This window comes from Nonomuraea deserti (assembly GCF_004348685.1).
Classification (GTDB): domain Bacteria; phylum Actinomycetota; class Actinomycetes; order Streptosporangiales; family Streptosporangiaceae; genus Nonomuraea; species Nonomuraea deserti.
Window position 1 is genome coordinate 1 of sequence record NZ_SMKO01000054.1, and the last position, 21433, is coordinate 21433.

At 65.4% G+C, this 21433-nt stretch carries 20 protein-coding genes and 3 pseudogenes; 11 read left to right on the forward strand and 12 right to left on the reverse strand.

What is annotated here, in order from left to right:
* Positions 1–127 (forward strand): annotated as a pseudogene (locus E1292_RS53890) (inositol-3-phosphate synthase); the annotation flags it as partial.
* Positions 128–240: 113 nt separating this feature from the next.
* Here E1292_RS53890 and E1292_RS20890 read toward each other — a convergent pair.
* Positions 241–534, reverse strand: a complete 294-nt coding sequence (locus tag E1292_RS20890) for a helix-turn-helix domain-containing protein (protein ID WP_132596920.1) — start codon at positions 532–534, stop codon at positions 241–243.
* 329 nt (positions 535–863) lie between these two features.
* On the opposite strand from E1292_RS20890, the gene E1292_RS20895 reads away from it, so the two are divergent.
* The 4 genes from E1292_RS20895 to E1292_RS20910 all read left to right on the forward strand — a co-directional run bounded on the left by E1292_RS20895 (position 864) and on the right by E1292_RS20910 (position 3692).
* Positions 864–1415, forward strand: coding sequence for an RNA polymerase sigma factor (locus tag E1292_RS20895; protein WP_132596921.1), 552 nt, complete (start codon positions 864–866; stop codon positions 1413–1415).
* A 31-nt stretch (positions 1416–1446) separates the two neighbouring features.
* Positions 1447–2667: a hypothetical protein gene (locus E1292_RS20900; RefSeq protein WP_132596922.1), complete on the forward strand. Its 1221-nt coding sequence runs from the start codon at positions 1447–1449 to the stop codon at positions 2665–2667.
* Between the two features lie 185 nt (positions 2668–2852).
* Positions 2853–3254 (forward strand): Rossmann-fold NAD(P)-binding domain-containing protein, encoded by a 402-nt coding sequence (locus E1292_RS52740; RefSeq protein ID WP_220446968.1) that lies wholly within the window; start codon positions 2853–2855, stop codon positions 3252–3254.
* Between the two features lie 9 nt (positions 3255–3263).
* Positions 3264–3692, forward strand: coding sequence for a hypothetical protein (locus E1292_RS20910; RefSeq protein ID WP_132596923.1), 429 nt, complete (start codon positions 3264–3266; stop codon positions 3690–3692).
* A gap of 415 nt (positions 3693–4107) precedes the next feature.
* Here E1292_RS20910 and E1292_RS20915 read toward each other — a convergent pair.
* The 3 genes and pseudogenes from E1292_RS20915 to E1292_RS51230 form a co-directional block, all read right to left on the reverse strand.
* Positions 4108–4686, reverse strand: a pseudogene (locus E1292_RS20915) (IS5 family transposase); the annotation flags it as partial.
* A gap of 54 nt (positions 4687–4740) precedes the next feature.
* On the reverse strand, positions 4741–5133 hold the full coding sequence (locus E1292_RS20920; protein WP_132596924.1) for a spore-associated protein A: 393 nt from the start codon (positions 5131–5133) through the stop codon (positions 4741–4743).
* A gap of 62 nt (positions 5134–5195) precedes the next feature.
* Positions 5196–5369: a hypothetical protein gene (locus E1292_RS51230; protein ID WP_165974650.1), complete on the reverse strand. Its 174-nt coding sequence runs from the start codon at positions 5367–5369 to the stop codon at positions 5196–5198.
* 226 nt (positions 5370–5595) lie between these two features.
* Here E1292_RS51230 and E1292_RS20925 point away from each other — a divergent pair, with 226 nt between their 5' ends.
* Positions 5596–6618, forward strand: coding sequence for a helix-turn-helix domain-containing protein (locus tag E1292_RS20925; RefSeq protein ID WP_132596925.1), 1023 nt, complete (start codon positions 5596–5598; stop codon positions 6616–6618).
* Positions 6619–6811: 193 nt separating this feature from the next.
* Here the strand turns inward: E1292_RS20925 and E1292_RS20930 are convergent, their stop codons facing one another.
* The 5 genes from E1292_RS20930 to E1292_RS20950 form a co-directional block, all read right to left on the reverse strand.
* Positions 6812–7597: an HAD-IIA family hydrolase gene (locus E1292_RS20930; RefSeq protein ID WP_220446970.1), complete on the reverse strand. Its 786-nt coding sequence runs from the start codon at positions 7595–7597 to the stop codon at positions 6812–6814.
* Between the two features lie 127 nt (positions 7598–7724).
* Complete coding sequence (locus tag E1292_RS20935) at positions 7725–8483, reverse strand: creatininase family protein (protein ID WP_132596926.1); 759 nt, start codon at positions 8481–8483, stop codon at positions 7725–7727.
* Positions 8484–8493: 10 nt separating this feature from the next.
* Positions 8494–9369: a RidA family protein gene (locus E1292_RS20940; protein WP_132596927.1), complete on the reverse strand. Its 876-nt coding sequence runs from the start codon at positions 9367–9369 to the stop codon at positions 8494–8496.
* Positions 9366–10502: a mandelate racemase/muconate lactonizing enzyme family protein gene (locus E1292_RS20945; protein WP_220446971.1), complete on the reverse strand. Its 1137-nt coding sequence runs from the start codon at positions 10500–10502 to the stop codon at positions 9366–9368. Before E1292_RS20945 ends, E1292_RS20940 begins: the two co-directional genes overlap by 4 nt.
* A gap of 5 nt (positions 10503–10507) precedes the next feature.
* A complete protein-coding gene (locus tag E1292_RS20950; protein WP_132596929.1) occupies positions 10508–11422 on the reverse strand; it encodes an SDR family NAD(P)-dependent oxidoreductase in 915 nt (304 codons plus the stop codon).
* A gap of 247 nt (positions 11423–11669) precedes the next feature.
* Between E1292_RS20950 and E1292_RS20955 the strand changes: the two genes are divergently transcribed.
* From E1292_RS20955 to E1292_RS20970, 4 genes are all read left to right on the forward strand, one after another.
* Positions 11670–12983: an ABC transporter substrate-binding protein gene (locus E1292_RS20955; protein WP_132596930.1), complete on the forward strand. Its 1314-nt coding sequence runs from the start codon at positions 11670–11672 to the stop codon at positions 12981–12983.
* The gene (locus tag E1292_RS20960; RefSeq protein WP_132596931.1) at positions 12980–13933 is read left to right on the forward strand and encodes a carbohydrate ABC transporter permease; all 954 of its coding nucleotides are present in this window, start codon (positions 12980–12982) and stop codon (positions 13931–13933) included. Before E1292_RS20955 ends, E1292_RS20960 begins: the two co-directional genes overlap by 4 nt.
* A complete protein-coding gene (locus E1292_RS20965) occupies positions 13923–14873 on the forward strand; it encodes a carbohydrate ABC transporter permease (protein ID WP_165974652.1) in 951 nt (316 codons plus the stop codon). Before E1292_RS20960 ends, E1292_RS20965 begins: the two co-directional genes overlap by 11 nt.
* 145 nt (positions 14874–15018) lie before the next feature.
* Positions 15019–15795: an IclR family transcriptional regulator gene (locus E1292_RS20970; protein WP_132596933.1), complete on the forward strand. Its 777-nt coding sequence runs from the start codon at positions 15019–15021 to the stop codon at positions 15793–15795.
* 327 nt (positions 15796–16122) lie between these two features.
* On the opposite strand, the gene E1292_RS20975 is transcribed toward E1292_RS20970, so the two are convergent.
* The gene (locus E1292_RS20975; RefSeq protein ID WP_132596934.1) at positions 16123–16521 is read right to left on the reverse strand and encodes a spore-associated protein A; all 399 of its coding nucleotides are present in this window, start codon (positions 16519–16521) and stop codon (positions 16123–16125) included.
* A 796-nt stretch (positions 16522–17317) separates the two neighbouring features.
* Here E1292_RS20975 and E1292_RS20985 point away from each other — a divergent pair.
* On the forward strand, positions 17318–18055 hold the full coding sequence (locus E1292_RS20985; RefSeq protein ID WP_132596935.1) for a hypothetical protein: 738 nt from the start codon (positions 17318–17320) through the stop codon (positions 18053–18055).
* Positions 18056–18804: 749 nt separating this feature from the next.
* Here the strand turns inward: E1292_RS20985 and istB are convergent.
* Positions 18805–19680 (reverse strand): IS21-like element helper ATPase IstB, encoded by an 876-nt coding sequence (istB, locus tag E1292_RS20995; RefSeq protein WP_181958267.1) that lies wholly within the window; start codon positions 19678–19680, stop codon positions 18805–18807.
* A 97-nt stretch (positions 19681–19777) separates the two neighbouring features.
* Positions 19778–21359: pseudogene (istA, locus tag E1292_RS55440) on the reverse strand (IS21 family transposase).
* Between the last annotated feature and the right edge of the window lie 74 nt (positions 21360–21433).

Sequence of the window (21433 nt, forward strand, 5' to 3'; positions counted from 1 at the left end):
CCGCGGCATCGCCGGCCCCATCCTGTCGGCCTCCTCCTACTTCATGAAGTCACCCCCCGAGCAGTACTCCGACGACCAGGCCCGCGACTACGTCGAGAAATTCATCCGCGGAGAGGTCGAACGCTGACCACCGGCTGTCCGGCGTCGCGATGCGCGCGGACGTGCCCGTCGAGGTGGCGGAACGGCGCATCGCGGTCCGTTCGCCCGGCCCCCTCCATGCGTCTCGGCGTCGGCCTGCCCTCAGCCGGTCGCCGGTTCCAGGGCGAAACACTGCCGGTTCGACCGGGCCCTGCGCATCACCCATGACTGCGCGCGGCTGGACAGCAGAATGCCGAGCTCGAGGCGGCTTCGCGCGCCCACGAGAGTCATGGTGCGGGACACGTGCCGCTGGACGGTGCGCGAGGAGATGTCCAGCTTGTTGCCGACGGCCTCGTCGGTCCATCCGGCGGCGAGCAGCAGAATGACCTCCTGCTGCGTCCTGCTGATCAGACCACCACGCATGCAGGCGTTGAGCCATTCAATCAATACGTACATGTGTCTTCCCTCGAATGCGAGCCTTTGAATTCCGCATCGATTCCACTCCTTGAGCAAGGAACGGTATGGAGTAAATGCTTTCTAGCAGTGCTCGGTATAACGCCGGTATCTTTCTAGCAGCACCCGGTATAACGCGGGTATGCTGAAACGTCACTACTCGGGCGGTGCAGTTCCGGACACACGGTCGCCGAGGTCCCCGGACCAGGGCCACCGTGTATGACGGAGGTTGTTCTGCCCGGGCCGTGCCGTCGGCGGCACGACCCCTCCCGACGGGCGAGAAGAGTTCGGGTGTGGTGGTAATCGAGGGGCGGCCGGCGGGACTACTGGGTGTGGACGATCCCCAAGAGCGATTCACCATGCTGTACGACCGGTACTACCGGAACGTGCTGGGCTACGTGCTGCTGCGGGTCGAGCAGGGCGTGGCCGAGGACGTGTGCAGCGAGACGTTCCTCGTGGCCTGGCGCCGGCTCGACGAGTTGCCGGAGCAGGTGCTGCCGTGGCTGCTCGGTGTGGCCCGCAACAAGCTCGCCAAGCATCGTGAGGTGCGGTTCCGGCGCAAGGACCTGGTTGAGCGGATCGCCGTGCTGACCAGCGAGCAGGAGCACGTCGCCTGGGACGTCGCCGAGCACGTGGTGGACCGGGAACAGGCCGTCTCCGCCTTGCGCGCCCTTCCCGAGAAGGACGTGGAGGCGATGATCCTGGCCACCTGGTACGGCCTGACGCCCGAACAGGCCGCGACGGTCCTGGGCTGCTCGGTGCGAGCGTTCAACGTCCGGCTGCACCGGGCGCGCAAGCGGCTCAACGGCAGGCTGCGCCAGGAAGCGGGAACCGCGCGACGACCGGTGCGAGGGGCGCGCGGCCGGTTCGCCGAGGAGAGCTGACGTCCGCAGGATCCACCCGTAGGGGGAAGACATGACCGATCGTACGTTCGCTCAGCTCAGGCCCGATGAGCTGGACGAACTCGCCGAGGCGAGCTACCGGCGACGCCGCCGCGAGGATCTCGCCCGAACGTTTCGCAGCACCCGGCACCCGACACCCCCATGGAGGGCTTTCCTGGCTCGCCGTCCCATGGTCCTCCTGGCCACCGGCGCGGTCGCCGCCGGGGCGGTCGTCGTCTCCACAGGCGTGCTGTCCGGCGCGCCCGATGGTGACACCCCGCCGGTCGCGGCGGACCCTTCGAGCGCCCCGCGGAGTACGACCGGCGGCACAGGGGCGTCGCCGGCCACGCGGGTCGACGCCCGATCGTTCCTGCTCGCCGCCGCGGACACCGCGCTGCGCGGGACGGCCACGTCCGGCGACTACTGGTACGTCCGCCGGCGTACGACGCATCCCACCTTCCACTGGCCCGAGAGGTTCTGGACCGGGGTGCGCAAGCTCCAGCGCCAGGAGCAGGCGGAGGTCGACAGGACCGGCGCGGAGGACGACGAGCTGGTGGCGATCAACGAGAAGTACAACGAGAAGCTGGAGCAGCTGCGGAAGAGCATCTATCCCGACGGGCCGCCGTACAAGGCGTACATCGTCGAGTCCGAGGAGCGGTGGCGGCCGAAGCGGACGGGCGGCACCCACCGTGTGAAGAGTGCGGACCGCGAGGTCGGTTTCCCCTCGCCGCAGGACGAGGCCAAGTGGAAGGAGCAGGGCTCGCCGAAGTTGTTGGAGGACAGGCCCAGGAGCGTCGACGACAACCTTCCGCGGCCGCTGTCGATCTCCAACATGGACATCACCATGCAGAACGTCGGCGAACTGCCCAGGTCGAAGAAGGCGCTGGCCGGCCGCCTGCGCGCCCAGTTCGCGAAGCTGCCGGACCCCCACAAGGAGTTCGACCTCTACCTGTGGCAGACCACCGTCGATCTGATGACCGCGCCGACCACTCCCGGCACCCGGGCGGCACTCTTCCGGATCCTCGCCGACCAGCCCGACATCATCTCCAGCGGCGAGGTCGAGGACGCCGCCGGGCGTAAGGGGGTCAGCCTGGCGGTCAAGAGCGACGACGGGCACGAGTTCCAGCTGATCGTCGACAAGGACACGGCCGAGCTGCTGGAGTACGCGGTGGCCGAGAAGGGCGAGGACACGGCGCGGGTGACCTTCGAGGAGTTCGGCTGGACCGACAAGCTGGGCCGGCGCCCGCAACGCTAGCCGGCTTCGCGCGGGGGCTATGGAGACGACGTGACGACCGGAACGGCGGGCGTGGTCAGCGCGCGACATCGGCGACAAGTGGCCGCTATGGACATTCTCCCTGCTGAGGGCGAGTGGTTCGACGAGACCCTCGCCACGGCGTGGCCCGATGTGCTGCGGGAGATAGTCGTGCGGATGGCGCAGACGTGGCGATGCGAGACATGGAGAACCCGTCCGGCGCGACGGCCTACATCACCGGGGGCGCGCAAGGCATCGGGCTCGGCATCGCACGGGCTCCGGCTCGCCAGGGAGTGCGAGTGGCGCGCAAGGGCGCGGTGTGGCGGATGCTCGAGGCGGGCTGGGTCGCAGAGGATTTCCAGGCTCAGACGGCCGTCACCGTATCCCGGCGCCACACCTGTGACCGGGCCAATTCGCACACCAGTCCCTCGCAGGATGTTGCCGGAGCACCATCCTGCCAGTCGCAAGTGCTGACTGGCGCCGGTCGGGTGATCAAGACTGCAACCGGCAGTTTTCTACAACTCCGGCTCCGGAAGGATCTGCGCCTCGCCTACGGCTCGGGCGCGATGACGGCACCACAGCAAGAATAAGGAAAGCATATGCGTTTTCGTAATGGGCTCGCTGCCGTGGCGAGTGTGGCCATGGTCTCCGCCTGGCTGGTGGGGACCGCTGCTCCGGCGAGCGCGGCGAGCCCGTGCGGCGGCGGCTACAAACTCGTGGGCACGTACAACATCAAGTTGGGTGGTTCAAAGTACGGAATCCTTGAGATCCGCTGGAACTCCGGTAAGGGGCGGAACTGCGCGGTGGCCTACGGCCGGGGCAGCACCTATGGTTCCAAGGCCTACAAGTCGGTGCGGATCAAGACTTCCGGCGCCTCCTCATGGGCCGACTCCGACAGCGGCCAGTTCAAGTTCTACGCGGGTCCCGTCTACGTCTCGGCCCGGGACAAGTGCATCACCGTGCTGGCGACCGTCAAGGGCAGCGGTGGATACGGCGACGTGAGGAAGGACGGAGTCCACTGCGGCTGACCGCCGCCATGACTCGCCGCAGGGCCGGTGAGAGCGCCCGGGTTCCTTCCGGCCGTACCAAGCTGACGGCACGGATGGCCGGCCGGGCGCCAACCGGCCGCGCCGTCCTTCCAAATGAACCGCGTGCCCCGACTCGCCGATGCGGGCCGGCCGCCAGGGATGGTCGGTGCCGGAGCGGTCCGCGACCAGGTCGCGGACCGCGCGCACCAGGCAGATCGGTCGCCGCGAATGCGCCGATGAAGGTATCAATCTCGTCGCGGACGGCCGGGCTCCACCCAGCGCGATCGCGCCTCAGGTTTCGACGAGCTGAACTCTGGGGTGAACGGCATCCAATCGGCGTTTCAGGCTTGGACCGTGTTTCATAAGGCGTTGAGCCACTCGTTGATCGCTGCGATGGTGACAACGGCTTCGTAGCGGACGGGCGCCCTCCCTTCGACCCCTTCGCGCGCCGGTGGGCGTCCTGGTCGGCTTTGCTCGGAATGCACGCCTTGATCCATCGTCTGCGCAGGTAGCCTCGGTTGCCCTTGATGGTGTAGGCCTTGTCGGACAGCACCCGGTCCGGGCGGGTCCGTGGACGACCGCCGCCCAGGCGGGCCACCCCTGATCGGCCGGCTCGCTGTGCACCCCACCGGGCGGCTCCTTCTGCGCCTGACTTCCCGGCGCGCGCCGGCCGCATGCTGATGCGCCCGCACGGTGGTGGAGTCCACGGCGATGTCCCAGTCCAAGCGGCCCTCGGCGTCTTGCTCGGCCTGGATCGCGGTCAGCAACCGCTGCCAGGTGCCATCGGCTGACCAGCGGCGGTGCCGCTTGTGAACCGTGACCCAGGAACCGAACCGTTCGGGCAGGTCCCGCCACGACAGCCCCGTCCGAGCCCGGTACAACACGCCATTGATCGTCTGCCGGTGGTCATTCCAACGCCCACCTCGCAGTCCGCGCTCGGGCAGCAGCAGCCTCAGCCGCTCCACTCGGCGTTCGTTAAGTCACCACGACCCATACACTCATCGTGACAGGATCACCACAACTAGTCAGCCGATCCGAGAAGCAGCCCCTAGCCGCAGTAGACGTCGGTGACGCCCTCAGCCGGGTTGTTCCTGCCGACTTGGCCCTGGAAGCTGATGCACTTGCCCTTGGCGTACACGCTGACCGGACCGGCGTAGGTGGTGTAGGTGTCGGCGTCCCTGTCGGAGGCGCCCGAGGTGGAGATGAAAGCCATGATGTACTGTGCTTTGCCGGGTTTGTTCGTGTAGGTCATCGCGCAGTTCCTCCCGGTGGAGGAGTTGTAGTAGACGGCGATGTATCCGCCGGTGATAGACCAGTTGTCCAGGTGGGTGCCGGAACACACGGCCGCCGAGGCCGGAGCCGATGCAGCCGCTACGAGGCCGGAGCCGAGCGCCAGCGCGCCGGCGAAAGAGATCAGTCTCCGGAACAGTTCGACTCTCATGTGCAGCCTGTAGAACCTTTCGCATTCGAGGCGGTATGGCCCTCAACTCACGATGGGGCCCATCATGGCTCGGTCCGGTCCTGCCAGCCGAGGTTGCCGGGGCCGCAGTCGGTGTCCGGTATGCAGCCAACGGGCGGCTGCGCGACCGTGCCCTGGTCGCTCGCGCTCATGGAGACGGCCCCATGCGCCAGGCCGACGAGTGCGGCGGCCGCGAGCGACAGGATGGCTCCCTTCATGGGTCAGGACTCCTCGCAGTATCACGTGTACGGAAAACCGACAGGGAAGAGTTTCGGGCAGCTGTCCCTAGGTGTCATCGTTTCTGGCTGGCACCATGCTGCCCTGGCACCTTGATGCCCCGCGGGAGGTGTTACGGCGGCCCGCCGGCCGGCCTCCATTACGGACGTGTCCGCAACGGGTTTCGTGCGGCCCTCACTGTCGTCGTTCCTTGGCCATAGTGAACCTATGACACGAGGATTTTTCGCCACGCTGGGACTCAGCGTCGACGCCGAGTCCCTTTATCGCGTCATTATGCGCGAGCCAGGGCTGCAGGTGGAGGAGCTCGCCATGCGCATCCAACTGCCACCCGGGCACGTGCACGATGCCCTCGGCGAGCTGACTCGGCTCGGGCTGATCCAGCCGTCCTGGGAACGGCCGGGCCACCTGCACCTGGTGGACCCCGAGATCAGCCTCACCTCGCTGCTCGCCAGCCGCGAGGCCGAGCTGCTTCAGCGTCAGCAGGCGATCGCCGCCGGCCGCGCAGCGGTGAACGACCTGATCGCGGAGTACAACGGGCGTAACGGCGCCCCCGGACGGGCCGAGATCAAATACCTCTCAGGCCTGGACGACGTCAGGACGCACATCGAGGTCATGGGGCGTGAATGCGTGTCCGACGTGATGGCGTTCGTGGACGGCGGACCGCAGACCAGGGAGAACATGGAAGCCAGCAGGCCCCAGGACCAGGCGGTCCTGGCCCGCGGCGTGCGGATGCGCTCGATCTACCTGGAGAGCCTGTCCAACGACCCCGCCACCCTCGCCTACGTCAACTGGCTGACCGAAGAGGGAGCGTCGATCCGCACCACTCCCGTGGTCCCGCTCCGGATGATCATCTTCGATCGGCGGGTCGCGCTGCTTCCGGTGCAGATCAACGACACGTCCATGGGGGCCATGGCGTTGCGCCAGAGCAGTGTGATCACCGCCATGTGCGCGCTTTTCGAAAAACTCTGGGAGGGTGCCACCCCGATCGGCGTCGCCCCCCAACGCGAGCACGACGGCATCAGCCGCCAGGAGCTTTCCCTGCTCAGGCTTATGGCCGATGGCAACACCGACGAGGTGTGCGCCCGCAAGCTCGGTATATCGCTCCGCACCGAACGCCGCCTGGCCGCCGACCTGATGGCCCGCCTCAACGCCAAGAGCCGTTTCCAGGCCGGCGTCCTCGCCACACGGGCCGGCTGGCTCACTGACGACGACGCCGCGGGCCTCCCGTGACGGCGGCGACCAGGACCCGCTCTCCCCTCGCGCCGCTTGACGTCGGTGGCCGTGAGCCGGGCGCGTACCAGAAGGGACAGAGAGACGCTGGCGTTCTCGGTGATCTCGCGCATCTGCGGCGGGCCGACCTGGACGCACCGCAGGCGATCCTTCTGATCTCGCCGCCCGGTCGCGCGGCTCGCGTCGAGGATGCTCAGCCGGCTTCTGGTTCGGCGAGCCCCACTAGGGACGGCAGCGCCGTGAGGTCGTCTAGGACGAGGGTTGGCTGGTCGAGTGCCGTGTGAAGGTCGGTTGGATCGGTCACACCAGTCAGGACGAGCGCTGTGTCCAGGCCGTTGCGCGTGCCCAGACGAACGTCTGTTTCGAGCCGGTCCCCAACGACGAGTACCTCATGGGCGGCGGCTTGTAGCCGATTGAGTGCGGCGTGCGCCATCATGGCCGACGGCTTGCCCACGACGACCTCGACCCGGCGTCCGACGCTGACCTCGAGAGCGGCAATGATTCCCCCGCAATCTGGGACCTCCCCCTCGTCGACGGGACAGGTCGGGTCGGGGTTCGTGGCGACGAACCGGGCTCCGGCCCGCAGCGCGCAGAACGCCTCCATCCACTTGCGATAGTCGAAGGTACGGTCGAACGAAGCCACGACCACATCAGCGTCGCGGCCGCTGTCGACGAGACCGATGCCGTGTCCGGCGAATTCGGCGTGCAGGCTCGGTTCGCCGACCAACAGGACCTGTGCGCCCGCCGCCTCGGCCAAGAGCCAATCAATGACAACGCCACCAGAGGTCAGCACGTCTTCCGGCTCTGCAGCCACGCCCAGTGTCCGCAGTCGTTCGGCATAGGAGGCCGAGGAGCGGGTCGGGTTGTTGGAGACGAAGAGAACTGGCACGTTCGCTGCGCGCATCCGCCCCAAGGCCTCGACGGCCCCTGGTAGCGGCCGACCTGCTCGATACACGGTGCCGTCGAGGTCGCAGATCACGGCCCGGTACGCTCCCCGGCGCGCGCTGGGTTGCACGGTCCGGCCTGGACGCCTGCGCTCGTTGTCGCCTCGCACGAGGTTCCTCTCGTCAGCGGTGGCCGGAAGTCTTCAGGGATGACATCTGCTCTCACCGGGCCGTCATGGATCGGACGAGGTCTACGAGGCGCTGTGTGACGATTTCGCTGATCTGCTGCCCCTTTTCGGCGGAGGCGGCCTGGGGGTCGCCGAACACGCCCGTGGACGAGACGTCGGCAAATCGGCGGTAGATGCTGGCGCTCCCCGAGCGGAGCATGTCGGCGGTGTCCCAACTGAACCAGCTCTCGTTCTCGCGAGGCGGTATGGCGGACACGTCAACAAGTTGGGGGGCGATGGCCAACAGCAGCGAGGTTTCGAGTTCGCATGCATGACCGACACCGCCTGGGCCGCTCGTACTGATCGCCAGCAGGGCCTCGGAAGCGATTTGCCACCACGCCGTCCGGACGATCTTGCATTCGGGCCGACTGTACCCGAGCTGTTCCAGGGCTACCTGGGCGATGCCTTCGTTGCCACCGTGGGCGTTGAGTATCAGCAGGCTGGCCATGCCGTGCCGCAAAGCTGAGTCGGCGGTCTGCACGATCTGGTGCAGCAGTGTTTCGTGCGCCAGGGACAAGGTGCCGGGAAAGTCGTCGTGGTGCTTGGAGTAGCCGACCGAGATGGTGGGCAGGATCAGCACGTCGTCACCGAGGTGTCGGTCAATTTCCTGACAGAAGTGGTCGACAAGGATACGGTCCGTCGCCAGCGGTAGGTGTGGTCCGTGCTGCTCGACCGCACCGAGCGGGAGTATGACGGGCAGGGATCTGTCGACCGTGGCGAGTCGTGCCGAGGTCATCTGTTCCCAATACGTCATGAGGTGGCTCTCATCGCGCGACCGCCCACATTTCCACTTCGACGAGAAGTCCGTCGAGCAGGGCCGCTCCGACCACTGTGCGCACGGGGCAGGGTTCCGGCATGTACGACTGGTAGACCGAGTTGAAACGTTCCCAGGTCGCCATGTCGGTGAGATAGGCGTTCACCTTCACGACGTCAGAGAGCGTGCATCCAGCAGACGCCAGTTGACGTCGACAGTTCTGGAGAGTGAGATGAGTCTGCTCTTCTATGTCATCCCCAACAATCGAGCCGTCCGGCACAATCGCGGCCTGGCCGGACACTACTACCAAGCGGTCCGCGCGCACGGTCAGGACCGGGGAGTAAGGCCCGGCAGTGACATGTTGAGTGGCATTGGCGGGGAGTTCCTTCGCGTGGGACGCGACGGACCTGTCTCCCATCGGGTTCGGCAGATGGCCGATGAACCCCCTGATGCGCCAGCGACCGGCGTCCTGCCGGCAAAGGTAGAGGGTCTGCCAGTTGAGGTGCACCAGTCCACCGTCGCGACGGCAGATCGTCCCGTCGAACTTCTTGTGCGCGACAGCGTCTCCCTCGTGAATTTCGATGTCCCGGAGCGTCGTGGCCTCCCGCAACCCGGCCTCCAACTTGTCAGCCGAAACGGCCGCGCTCAGTTCCGCGCTGCCCGCCAACCATGAGTCACGGTAGGCCGCGAGATTCTGCCCGACTCTCCAAGAATCGGGATTCGACGTCCTCCTGGCATCGATGGACACGAATTCCGACGAGCTGACATAGTCGGCCTCGACCTCGGTCCACTCGTTGCGGACGTACGCGCTGATGTCGCGGTCGACGAGCATCGTCCAGATCGCGGCGCGATCCGGATCTGCTGGGAATGGATTCTCTGGGCTCACTGCGGCAGGTACTCCTTCTCGACTGTCCGGAACTCGACGCGGGCCTGCTCGTCCAACTGGACGCCGAGACCGACTCCGTCTGGAAGAAACGCGTAAGGGGGCTCGATCCGTAGTGGTTGGCGGAGAAGGTCGTGGGACCGGATCAGGCGTCCGAAGATGTCACTGGGCTGCACGCATGTTCGTGCGGCGGCGCAGGAGTGGAGATAGGCGGCTTCCGCGATACCGAGGTCGACCTGCGATCCATGCCATGTCGGCATGTTGAACAGATCCACGGCATGGTCGAGGCGACGGAAATCGCTCAACCCCGCGGTGATGTTGAACATGTCCGCGGTGCCGTGATGGAGTACCGCGACGGCTTCACTGCCGCGGTCGGAAAACTGCGGATAGGCGAGCGATATGTGGCGTGCCAGCGGTATCGGGACGACGGATCGCAACCGTGACCACTCGTCGAGCATCCAATGCGGGATCGGATCCTCAAGGCAGGCGACATTGCCTATCTCGGCGAGGGCCAGCCCGATGGCGCGCGCTTCGGCGAGGTGTTCGAAGCGGCCGTTGGGATCGAGGACGACTGACATGGCGGGTGCCCGTTCGGCGATGGCTCTGCACCACGCCACGACGTCGTCCTCGAGCGAGCATTTGAACTTGACGGTCGTGAAGCCCGCGGACGCAAAGGAGTGGACCAGATCGCCAACGTCCTCCACCGTGCGGTGGCTCGACCACGCGCTCACCGCGACCCGGTCGCGCAGCGGCCCGCCGAGCAGGTCGACAACCCTCAGGCCGAGCGATCGCGCGAAGGCATCCCAGACGGCCATCTCGAAGCCGTCGAACTCGTGGACGCGAGGAAGCGGCACGTCCTGCATGCTCACTGACCGCAGATCCAGACCCACCAGCGCGGTGGCCAGCGCGTCCACGGACTCCCAGTCGTGCGCGCGGTACAGCTCGCCGAGGCCCACAGTCCCGTCTCGCAGCTCGAGTTCGAGGATGACCTTGGGCATCTCGTCGAACTGGACGGACCAGCTCGCGGCACCCTTCCACGGCTTGTTGTGCAGCGGGCGGTGCAGGGATGGTGACTCGATGACTCCTGGATGCGCGGGCACGACGACCTCGGTCGCGCGGATCCGTGAAATCTCCATGGGGTTCATCGCGCGTCCGGGCCTTCCGCACGTAGCGCCGCCTGCCGTTTTCGATCGGCATAGATGCGAGCACTCATCTCGCCGTTGTAGAGCCGGGCGGTGAGCCCGGCATCAATGGTGATCACCTGGCCCGTGATGCACCGGCTCCGCTCCGACAGAAGAAACTGCACTGCCCAGCCACAGTCGATCGGCTCGATCAACCTCTGGAGCACCTGCTCGCTGTTCGTGTGCGCGGCAATCCATGAGGCGTCGTGCGCCGGATAGCCGGGCGGCACCAGCTCCTGGTTGATCGGGACATATCCCGGCGCTATGGCGTTGCAGCGCACGCCGATCGATCCGAACTCGACGGCGCAGGCGCGGGTCAGCCCCTCCACCGCGGCCTTGGCGCTGGCGTAAATGGCGTACTGGCCGATCGTCTTCTCGGCGTGGACCGACGAGATGTTGACGATGGCGCCCGGCCGACCGTGCGCCACCGCTGACCGGGCGAAGGCCTGGCTCATCAGCCAGACACCCCGGAAGTCGATGTCGACGATGCGGTCGAACTCGGCTTGGCTCGCGTCGAGCATCGGTGCGATGAGCCCGACGCCGGCATTGTTGACGAGTCCGGTCAGGGGTCCGGCGCTGTCGATCGCCTCGTCGAATATCCGCGCCACGTCATCCGGTCGCGAGACGTCCCCGACCACACCCACCGCGCCGGGGTAGCGGCGCACCGTTCTCCACACGTGCTCATCGACCAAGTCGTTGATGACGAGTCGCGCCCCTGCTGCATGGAGCGCGTCACACACCCCGGAACCGATTCCGGGGCCGGACGCCCCAGTGACAAGGACTGTGTGGCCGGCGAGGTCGTGAGCGGGCACGGCGCGTTCATGTGCTGTAGCAGGAACGATCCCGGCCGACGATCGTGGTCCAGACTCCACCACTAGACACCCTCGATCCTCATTTGGTTGTCCCGCTTTATGGGACGGTGGACCATTATAGGCGGCACCGAGGTCGAGTCAATCATGCGCCGTGGGCTGCCATCAATGACGGCATTGTGAACAGAAGGTGGCGTTCGACCGGCATCTTGGACGGGCCCGTTGACACGGGCCGCAAGCACCGCCTAGCTTCGACCCCCTCGGGAAACGGTTCGCTGTCCCGCTGAATGGGACGCGTTGAAGGGATGCGCCCATGCAGATGCGATACCGGCGCCGCCGCAAGAGAGCTGCCGCCCTCATACTCACCGTCACACTTGGACTGTTCGGTTCAGCCTGTTCCACCGACGACTCGGGGGACGACTCCGCTCAGGAGTTCACCTATTGGTCGATGTGGCAGGAGAAAGAGCCGCAGGCCAAAGTCCTGGCGAAGGCGCTCGCGGACTTCGAGAAGAAGTCCGGCATCAAGGTGAAGGTCGAGTGGCAGGGGCGCGACAATGTCACGAAGCTCCTGGCGGCGCTGCGCACCGACGACGTCCCCGACCTCATCGATCAGCAGTACTTCACGGTCAGCAACGCGATCGTCAAGAATGATCAGTTCAAGGACCTGAGTGACGTACACAACATGGAAATACCTGGCGAAAACAAGACCGTCCGCCAGGTGATCCCGAAAAAATACGACCAGTTCACGACCACGGCCGACGGCGCCCAGTTCTTGATCCCGTACGAGGTGATCGGATACTCGATCTGGTATAACGCCAAGGCCTTGCCCGACGTCGCGAGCAACCCGCCGAAGACGTGGCAGGAGTTCACAGACGTCCTCGCCAACTCAAAGGCGTCCGGCCGCAACCCGATCGCCCTTGACGGGGACATCGCCGGGTACGCGGAGTTCTGGACGGCGACGGCACTGGCCCGAACGCTCGGCACAGGCGGCTTCCACAAACTTGTGTCGGACAAGCAGGCAAGCGGCTGGGACGACGCCAACGTCCGCAACGCGCTCGCCGCCATCGCCAACCTCGCGAAGCAAGGTTATTTCATACCGGGATACGACAGCAGCAAGTTCCCCGCCATCCAGACGAAGTGGGCGCAGAATCAGGCGGACTTCCTCTACATGGGGAGTTGGGCTCCGACTGAGACCGACACGCTGGCGGCACCCGGGTTCGAGTACCGGTCGTTCAACTTCCCGACGCTCGGAAATGACGACTCATTGCCGGCGAGCGTCATCGGGTTCGCTGTCCCGAAGTCGGCGGGCCACGCCGAGGCGGCGCAGAAGTTCATCGCCCACTTTCTCCACAAGGAACGGCTGTCCAAGATATCCAGTGAGGCGAACAACCTGACCCCCCGACCGGATGTCGAGGTTCCCAAGCAGTTGGCGGACGTCAACGCCCTTCTGCAGGAGAAGAACCTGAGCAAGATCACTGACGGAGTTCTCGGAGACTTCTCGGACTTCGACAAGAAGGTCTTTCAGCCGCTGAATCTCAAGCTCATGACCGGCAAAATCACACCGGACGAGTTCATCGACCAGATCACTACCGGTCAGCGCGACTTCTGGGCGGGACAGGGCTCATGACGCTCGCGACACCTCCCGCAGGTGAGCCGCGCCGTTGGCGTGGCTCACCCCGGAGCACGGGGGCCTTCGATCGGTCGCGCCGACGGTTGTTCCTGCCCTTCGTCGTTCCCGCGCTCGTGTTGTACCTGGCCTTCGTCATCGGGCCGACCCTCGCCGCGCTGTGGATCAGCTTTCACAGGTGGGACGGCATAAGCGAGATGCGGTGGAACGGCCTCGGCAACTATTCCGCGCTTTTCGGCGACCCCACCTTCCTCACTGCGCTGGTCAACACCCTCATCATCCTGGTCGTGGCCGGCGCCGCCATCTTCGCCATCAGCTTCGTGCTGACCATGATCGTTCGCGAGATGCGTGGGCGGTCGTTCATCCGTTCAGTGCTCTTCTTTCCCCACATTGTGTCCGCCATCGTCCTGTCGATCGTGTGGGGGTTCATCTTCGAGCACAACGGTACGGTCAACACCATCCTGTCCAAGATGTTCGGGGCGGAGCCGATCCCCTGGTTGAACTCCGACAATCTCTTCTCGATGATCCTCATCGGCACGGTCTGGATCTCTACCGGCCTCTACGTCACGATCATCCTGGCGGCCGTTGACCGTATTCCGCGGTACTTTTACGAGGACGCGCTGCTGGCCGGGGCAAACGCATATCAGCGGCTACGGTTCGTCACGTTGCCGCTGTCGTGGGACGTGATATCGGTCGCCGCCATCTTCTGGACGATCAGTTCGCTGAAGATCTTCGAATTCATCTACGCCTTCGGCGGAACGACCAATGATCTGCCACCGCCGGCTGTGTGGAACTCGGCGCTCTTCGTCTACGGCGAGTCGTTCGGCGGGAGGAGCCCGTCGTACCTCTTCGGTTACGCATCAGCGTCAGCCATCCTCATGCTGGTGCTGTTCACCGTCCTGATCGTCGTTCTGAGGCGCCTGCTCCGGAGGGATTCCATTGAATTTTGAGAACCCAGGTGCGCAGGCCGGCGTATTGCAGCCGCGTAGCGATCCCGCCGTTGTACGCGAGGGCCATGACCGACCTCCTTCCGGTGGAAAATCCCCGCTCGTCAGCAAGGCGGGGGCCGACCCACTCCGCGCTCTCGGCCGCGTCCTGGTCTGGGCCTTCGTCACCTTCAACCTGCTGGTTTTCGCGTTCTTGATCTTGTCATCGTTCAAGACCACCACTGACATCTTCAGCGCGCCCTGGGGGATTCCAAGCTCGCTTCACCTGGCCAACTGGGAGAACGCGTGGAACGAGAGCGGCTTTGCCCGTGCCACACTCAACACGGCCGGGCTCGCGCTAGGGGCTTCTGTCTGTACTCTGGCGGTCTCCGCCCCCGCCGCATACGTGCTCAGCCGCATCCGTACCCGCTCCGCCGGGCCGCTCAGTGTGTTCTTCGCGCTCGGGCTCGGCATCCCGGCACAGGTGACCGTCATCCCGCTGTTCGAGATGATGTCGAGAGTCGATCTGGTCAACAGCCTCCTGGGTCTCTTCATCATCTACACCGCGACGCACGTGCCTTTCACCGTGTTCCTGCTGACTGGATTCATGCGCACTCTGCCGCGTGAGATCGAGGAGGCAGCCGCGATCGACGGGGCCTCTCCGTTCAGGTCCTTCTGGCAAGTCATGCTTCCCCTGGCTCGCTCGGGCCTGATAACCGTCTTGATTCTGAACATCATCTCGATGTGGAACGAGACACTGCTCGGCATTGTCTTTCTGCAGGCCGTGGACAAGTACACGGTTTCCTTGGCGCTGCTCAACTTCTTGTCGAGCATGCAGTTCTCGGGTGCCGACTACGGTGGGCTGTTCGCCGGCGTGTGCATTCTCGTCCTGCCCATGCTGGCTCTTTACCTGTGGTTGTGGCGCCGAATCATCGAGGGCATCACCCTCGGGGCGGGGAAGTGATCGGGGCGCCGCGAACGACGCCGAGTATACGGCAGTAAGCCTGCGCGAAGCCGACGGTTGCCCCGGTCTGTACCGGTACGACGCCGGTGGCCTCCCGCAAAGCTCGGGGTGCCATAATCACAGCAGCCTGCTGCGAGGGAGTAACATGAACGAATCCGTCCGCAAAGCCGCGGATATCCTATCCGCCCTCGCCGATGTCGGCCGTGACGCTAGCGCCCGCGAAATCGGCGTTCTCCTTGACCTACCGAAGAGCACCGTACAGCGACTGCTGCAGGCGCTGGAGCAAAGCGGTCTCGTCCGGCAAGATTCGGCCTCACGCCGATATGGCCTCGGCCCAATGACCCTGACCCTGGGCATGTCGTACCTCGACCGAATCGACGTCCGCTCCCAGGCCCTACCGCACATGATGCGACTGCGAGACGATCTTGACGAGACCATAGCCCTCGCGGTGCGCGTAGGGCATTCCCGCGTCTACGTGGAGCAGGTCGAGTCGCGGTCCGGGCTCAAGGCGAAGGCCGAGGTCGGCAGACCGTACCCGCTGTGGGCCGGCGCGGCTGGCCGGGTCTTACTGGCAAGCCTGTCACGCGAAGAACTCATTCGCTTCACGCTCGACGTGGGAGACGCGGCATTCACCCACGTAACCCCTCCGACGTTGAACGGGCTTCTCGCTCAAATCGAGGAAACACGCCGACGCGGGTACGCCTGGGCGTTTGAAGAAGCCATGCGAGGGGTCCACACAGTCGCCGCACCCATCCCCATCTCCATGTCGGAGGTAGCAGCACTGAGCGTCTCCGGACCGTCGACCTGGTTCGACGAAAGCCGCATGAAAGACGCAACCGGCCCTCTGATGGACGCGGCCAGAGCAATCTCCTCATCGATGGGATACACCAATCCCCTGCCGAGTCCTGGCAAGATGGCATAGCCATCGTGCTGGTGCGTTTCCCCTCGTACGTAGGCGTCGCGGGCGGTGGTCTCGATCGCGCGGTTAATGCTCTCCGAGCCTGCGTTGGCGATGCCGGTCTGGATGAACATGAGGATTCCCGGCCACCAGGTCTCCACCGCTGGGTACGGGCACTGCTCGACACGCTGAGCCCCGCATGCCCGCCGGCTGTAGGCACTGTCGGTGGCGCGGTGGACCGGGAGAGCCGCTGAACACGAAAGCCCTCCATCAGGTGCGGCATCGGGTCTCCGCGCCTGATGAAGGGCCCTTCGTGAGGTCAGGTCAATGACAACGTTTCACCGTACCGGGTCAGCCGCAGTGGACGCTCCACTTGGAGGTGGAGGCAGTGCCGATGTGTCCCGAAACGTCGATGCACTTGCCCGGTGCGGAAACGTACACCGGACCTGCGTAGTACGTGAAAGTCCCCGAATCGCTGTCGGCCCAGCCGGAAGCGCCCGCCACGGAGATGTGTACGGCCTTGAAGCCGGAGTTGGGGTTGGAGTCCCTGGTGATGGCGCAGTTCTTGCCGGTGGAGGAGCTGTAGTAGACCTCCAGGCGGCCCTGGGATCCGATGGCGTAGTCGCCGACCTTCGTGTAGCTGGCCCCGCACTCTCCCGCTGCGCTGGCCGGGGCGGCGCCCACCACCAGCGCGGTAGAGGCCAAGGCCGCGCCGGCCAGGAACGTCGCCAACTTGCCGTGTGTACGCATAAATAGCCCTTTCATCGAATATTGCGACCGCTATTCGATCATGACAGCTTCCGTCTCGCCACGCTTCGTGATTGAACTCACACATCGCGTTGCCCCGCTCCCCCGCGGGGGAGCCCCGTCGAAGACGGCGTGACACGCACGCGTGGCGTGATCTCCGGTTCGGCGTACGCGAAGGTCTGGCAGGAGGCCCGGAGTTACGCCTTCACACCCGACCAGGTCGCCTCTCCCCTGGCAGACAGGCTGTACGACCACCGACACGCAGCTGTGTCGCTCTGGCTCAACGCGGGCGTGCACGCTCCGGAAGCGGCCGAGAGAGCAGGACACGGTGTGGACGTGATTCGACTGGCTGGACGCGCGAAGGCCAAGCTCTACACGCAGCTTGGGCTGAAGCTCACTCACTACCCGGAAAAGCAGTATGTGGAGGCCCGGATCGATCCGGAACCCCCACATGTCCGTGCGGTGTGTGTCCGAGAGGGGCTTGAACTCTCGGCACCCGGGGGACCTTGGGGGACATCCCGATACCTAAAAACATGTCCTGAGCTGGTCCGGAGGGGTTTTCGATCTTTGGCGTGTGCATCCGAGAACGCCTGGATACATAGGCGGCGGTATCACGCGAAGAATCACGGCAGGCGGTGCTCGTCTCGACTTCGCTGCCTCTCCGACGGCTTGGGCGATAGAGTCCACACGTGCGTTGATCTTCCGGGTGGCGGCCAGGTGCCGCCGCAGACGGTGCGGGCGACCCCGACAGGTGGGTCCGCCCCGACAGCCGTAGCCGTCACCATCCCACGGAGATCACATGGCCGCTCAGCAGCCCCTCACCTATCAGGCGTTCGTTGAACTCGCCGCCGCCGACCCCGCCGTCGTCGGCCTTGTCCTCAAGGGTTCTCGCGCGCACGACGACATGATCACCGAGCACTCGGACCATGACCTGTACGTCGTCCTCGACGACGGCGCGACAACGGATCTCACCCGCTTTACGGGCCACCGAACTCCCGAACTCGACCTCGTCATCATCTCCCTCGCCGACTTTCGCACGGCCGGAATGCCCGGCTTCGAGCGCTACGCCCTCGCTCGCGCCAGGGTCGTGCTCGACCGGCTCGACGGAGGCATCGCCCACATCCTGGCCGCCAAGGCACGGCTCGACGCCGATGAGGCATTCCGGGACTCCGGCGAATGGCTCGACGCCTACGCCAACTCCCTCTATCGCTCCGTCAAGAACGACCGTGACGGACATCCACTCGCGGCCCGCCTCGATGCGGCTGACAGCATCCGGTTTCTGCTGGAGCTGCTTTTCGCAATGGACCATCGCCCCCGGCCCTACAACAAGTATCTGGAATGGGAACTCGCCCGATACCCGCTGCCTGGTTGGGACACCGGCATGCTGCTGGACGCCGCGCACCGCATCTCAACAACGGGCGACGTGCCCCTGCAACGACGCATCTTCGCCCATGTCGAGGCGGCGGCCCGGCGCGCTGGGCACGGCGCGGTGCTGGACGCGTGGGCCGAGGACCTTGACCTGATGCGACCGCGATAGGGGATATCGCGAAAGGCTCCTGCGCAAATGCGGTGCGACCAGAGATTTCGTAACGGGCCCCTTCGTCGTTAGCTATCCACGGCCTCGATCGCGTTGGTGATCAAAGTGTGTCAGCGATCGTCCAATTGAGCCGGGCAATGGTCACGGAATTGAGCCACCTGAAGGCGCTGATCCGCTTGGAGCCGATGCTAAATATCGGCCGTTGTGGCGGTATTCCTGATGGTTCGGCACTGCGCTTGGGGCTTCGGTAGCCTCGGTTTGATCAGGGGGATGAGAAGGTAAACCGTTGCCGTGCGACCGACGAAGGAGGTCGTGCGGCGCCGATCGCCCCCAGCCTTGTCGAGGGCGGTGCCGTCGCGGGCGATCGTCGGGCGGTGCGTGACGTAGCGAACATGGCGATGCGGGGGGATGAATGGTCAATCTCCTCAGCTGGCCCCGTGGGGGACTCGACCGGGTGCTCGACCTCCGTCCACAGCGGCGTGAGGTCGGTGGACTCGAAAATTCCTGTCGGTCACCGTGGCGCCACATGCGGCGCTCACGCCAGAGGAGGAGTGGATCAAGTTGGTGCTGGGCCAGCTCAACGTGGCCCAGACGTCGCTCATCCAGCCTCCTATGGCTGTGTAGGCGTTGGATGATGGGCATGATGCCACTGAGCATCGGACCATACGAACCGCACCAACTCGACGTTGCGGATCGCAGGCGGCTCACCCTTGCGCCAGAACCGAAGCATCTTGCCACGATCGTCCAGATCAGCCTCGATAACGGCGGCGCGTACGGCCTGAATGAACTGCCCGTGACTGAACACATAGACAGGACCAGGGGGAGCAAGAGCGGCAAGGCGGGCGAGTGTTGGCCCGGTTGGCCGTGGGCTTCTGGCCAGGGCGTTTGTTGGGGCGGTAGCTCGGGCCGTCCATGAAGATCCGATAGCTGGTGTTGATCAGCCGGTTTAGGAGGGACTCGCCGACTACCGGGTTGGGAAACAGCTTGTACCACTCCTCCGGGGCCCGGTTGGAGGTGAGGATCATCGACTTACCGGAGCGTTCGGAGACCAGTTCATAGAGGTCATCGGCTTGGGCGGCGGTGAGTTCTCGCATGCCCCAGTCGTCCAGGATGAGCAGGGTGGGTTTGGTCAGCTCGGCCAGGCGCTTGCGCCAGGTCTGGTCGGCATGCCCGCCTGCCAGGTGAGCCAGCGCGCGGGAGGTTTTGATGAAGCGCACGTCCATGCCCTGGCGGATGACGAGTTGGCCCAGGGACTGGGCGATATGCGACTTTCCGACCCCGACCGGGCCATACAAGATCACAAATTCTCCTGCGTGCAACCAGCGCAGCGCCTCCAGATCGCGTAGCTGAGCGGCGGCCAGCTTGGGTGAGGCGGCGAAGTCGAAACCTTCCATGGTGACCGGCTCGTCAAAGCGTGCGCGACGCTCCCGACGCTCCATCGCGGCCGATTCCCGGCGGGAGATCTCGCCCTCACACAACACCTGCAGGAACTCGATATGTCCCAGGTCGCCGGCGCGGGCCTGGCTGAGCCGGGTGTCGAGGGTGTCGAGGGTGTCGAGCATGCCGCCGAGTCGCAGCGTGCGAAGAGCCTTGTCCAGCGCGCCAAGCTCGATGTTCGTGGCCATGATCCGTATCCTTTCGATGGTGATTCTTCGGCGCCCGTGAGCCCGCCGCGATGAAGGTCAGGCTGGGTTCGAGGGCGCCGTGCCCGCTCGTCGCGGGTCAGGAGACCGGAATGTCCCAGGCGTCCAGGGCGACCGCGTCGTGGTCGAACAGCTCTTGCGGGCCGCGCAGGAACGCGCCCGCGCCACCGTCACCGGCATGGCGAGCGTCCTGGCCGCTCTGATCGGTCTCAGCGGCCAAGATCCCCTTGATGGTGCGGTGGGAGGGGTCGCCCACGGCCAGCGCCTTGGCGCAGGCGGCTTCCAGCCGTTCGGGGTTGTGCTTGTCGGCCATCGCCGGCACCCCTTGGGCTGAGCGCAGGTGGTAGAGCGCGTTGTCGGCCAGGAGCTCGTCGATCACCGCCAGGCAGGCCGGGCCGATCTGCTCGGCCTGCCTGCGGCACCAGTCAGGGGTGCGCATGTGGAAGGCGATCTTCTCTGGCGGATAGTCGGCCAGGTCGGTCTGCTTGCCGCGGGGTTTGCGCACATGGGTCTTGACCAGGTCGCCGTCGTAGAAGAACTGCACCAGGTTCACCGTCATCCGGACCGACAGGTGCTTGCCGACGTACTTCCATGGCACCGAATACAGCACCTTGTCCACGCTGCAGTGGATGTCGGGGCCGACTTTCGCCCGAAACCATCGACACAGTTCGAAGGGATGGCGGGGCAGGGGCCGCAGGGCGGGCTGTTCGACCGTGTGAAAGACGGTCAGCGGGGCAGCGCCCTCCAGCGGCCGGCACTGGCGCTGCCCGGCGACCTGTTCGCACCAGTGCAGGGCCGCGGCCTCCATGTCCGCCACCGAGGCGAAGCTGTCTTCTCGTCCGCGCCAGAAGCTGTCACGGATGTAGGGCATGGGCCGTTCGATCCGCGCCTTGTCGCGGGGTTTGCCGCTGCGGGCCGGGTCGATGAGGAGCTGGTAGTGCGCCGCCGAGTTCGCCGTAGGACTTGTTGATTTTCGGGTCGTAGACATCGGGGCGCTCGACCCCGGTCTTCAAGTTGTCCGGGACGATACGCGCGGGCACACCCTTGAAGAATTCGAACGCTTCCACGTGAGCTTGGCACCATGCGTGCTGGTCCACCGTGATGACCGGCTTGACGAACAGGTGACGGCTGGCACACAGCACCAGGGCAAACGCCCACACCTGGTGTTTGCGGCCGGTGGCCGGATCGACCCACGCCCCCAATCGCCCGTAATCCACCTGGGCTTCTTGACCGGGCTGGACCGGTTCCAGCCGCAGCACCACCACCCGCGAGCGGGAGACCTCTTCCGACACATTGGCGTGCACCCACCGTCTCATCGCGGAGATCGAGCAGGTCAGGCCGCGTTCGTCGCGCAGCCGCTGGTGGATGGTGGTGATCGTGACGCCGCGTTCGATCTGCTCGGCGATGTAGTCGCGATGTTGTTCGATCAGCGGCCAGGTCGTCCGACGCACCTTGGTGTCACGCAGGGCGGGAAACCACAGGTGGATCCACTCAGCCCATTCCGCCGAGGTAAGGGGTTCATCGCTTGGCGTGATGCCCTCGGCGATCGCCGGAGCCAGGTACCTGGCCACGGTGTTACGTGCCACGCCCAGGCTGTTGGCGATCTCTCTGACGGAACGGCCGGCATGCCAGTGCATCAGGATCTCTGCGATGTCGACCACGTGGAACGCCTTCCGCGCCATGATCGCCCCCCTTCGGCGAGCCCTTGATGGGCTACCAAAAGGATCATGGGCAG

Excerpts from the sequence above, each read along its gene's own strand:
- E1292_RS20890 (WP_132596920.1), bottom strand. The coding sequence starts at position 534 with ATGTACGTATTGATTGAATGGCTCAACGCCTGCATGCGTGGTGGTCTG.
- E1292_RS20900 (WP_132596922.1), top strand. The coding sequence starts at position 1,447 with ATGACCGATCGTACGTTCGCTCAGCTCAGGCCCGATGAGCTGGACGAA.
- E1292_RS20910 (WP_132596923.1), top strand. The coding sequence starts at position 3,264 with ATGCGTTTTCGTAATGGGCTCGCTGCCGTGGCGAGTGTGGCCATGGTC.
- E1292_RS20920 (WP_132596924.1), bottom strand. The coding sequence starts at position 5,133 with ATGAGAGTCGAACTGTTCCGGAGACTGATCTCTTTCGCCGGCGCGCTG.
- E1292_RS51230 (WP_165974650.1), bottom strand. The coding sequence starts at position 5,369 with ATGAAGGGAGCCATCCTGTCGCTCGCGGCCGCCGCACTCGTCGGCCTG.
- E1292_RS20925 (WP_132596925.1), top strand. The coding sequence starts at position 5,596 with ATGACACGAGGATTTTTCGCCACGCTGGGACTCAGCGTCGACGCCGAG.
- E1292_RS20935 (WP_132596926.1), bottom strand. The coding sequence starts at position 8,483 with ATGACGTATTGGGAACAGATGACCTCGGCACGACTCGCCACGGTCGAC.
- E1292_RS20945 (WP_220446971.1), bottom strand. The coding sequence starts at position 10,502 with ATGGAGATTTCACGGATCCGCGCGACCGAGGTCGTCGTGCCCGCGCAT.
- E1292_RS20955 (WP_132596930.1), top strand. The coding sequence starts at position 11,670 with ATGCAGATGCGATACCGGCGCCGCCGCAAGAGAGCTGCCGCCCTCATA.
- E1292_RS20960 (WP_132596931.1), top strand. The coding sequence starts at position 12,980 with ATGACGCTCGCGACACCTCCCGCAGGTGAGCCGCGCCGTTGGCGTGGC.
- E1292_RS20970 (WP_132596933.1), top strand. The coding sequence starts at position 15,019 with ATGAACGAATCCGTCCGCAAAGCCGCGGATATCCTATCCGCCCTCGCC.
- E1292_RS20975 (WP_132596934.1), bottom strand. The coding sequence starts at position 16,521 with ATGCGTACACACGGCAAGTTGGCGACGTTCCTGGCCGGCGCGGCCTTG.
- E1292_RS20985 (WP_132596935.1), top strand. The coding sequence starts at position 17,318 with ATGGCCGCTCAGCAGCCCCTCACCTATCAGGCGTTCGTTGAACTCGCC.
- istB (WP_181958267.1), bottom strand. The coding sequence starts at position 19,680 with ATGGCCACGAACATCGAGCTTGGCGCGCTGGACAAGGCTCTTCGCACG.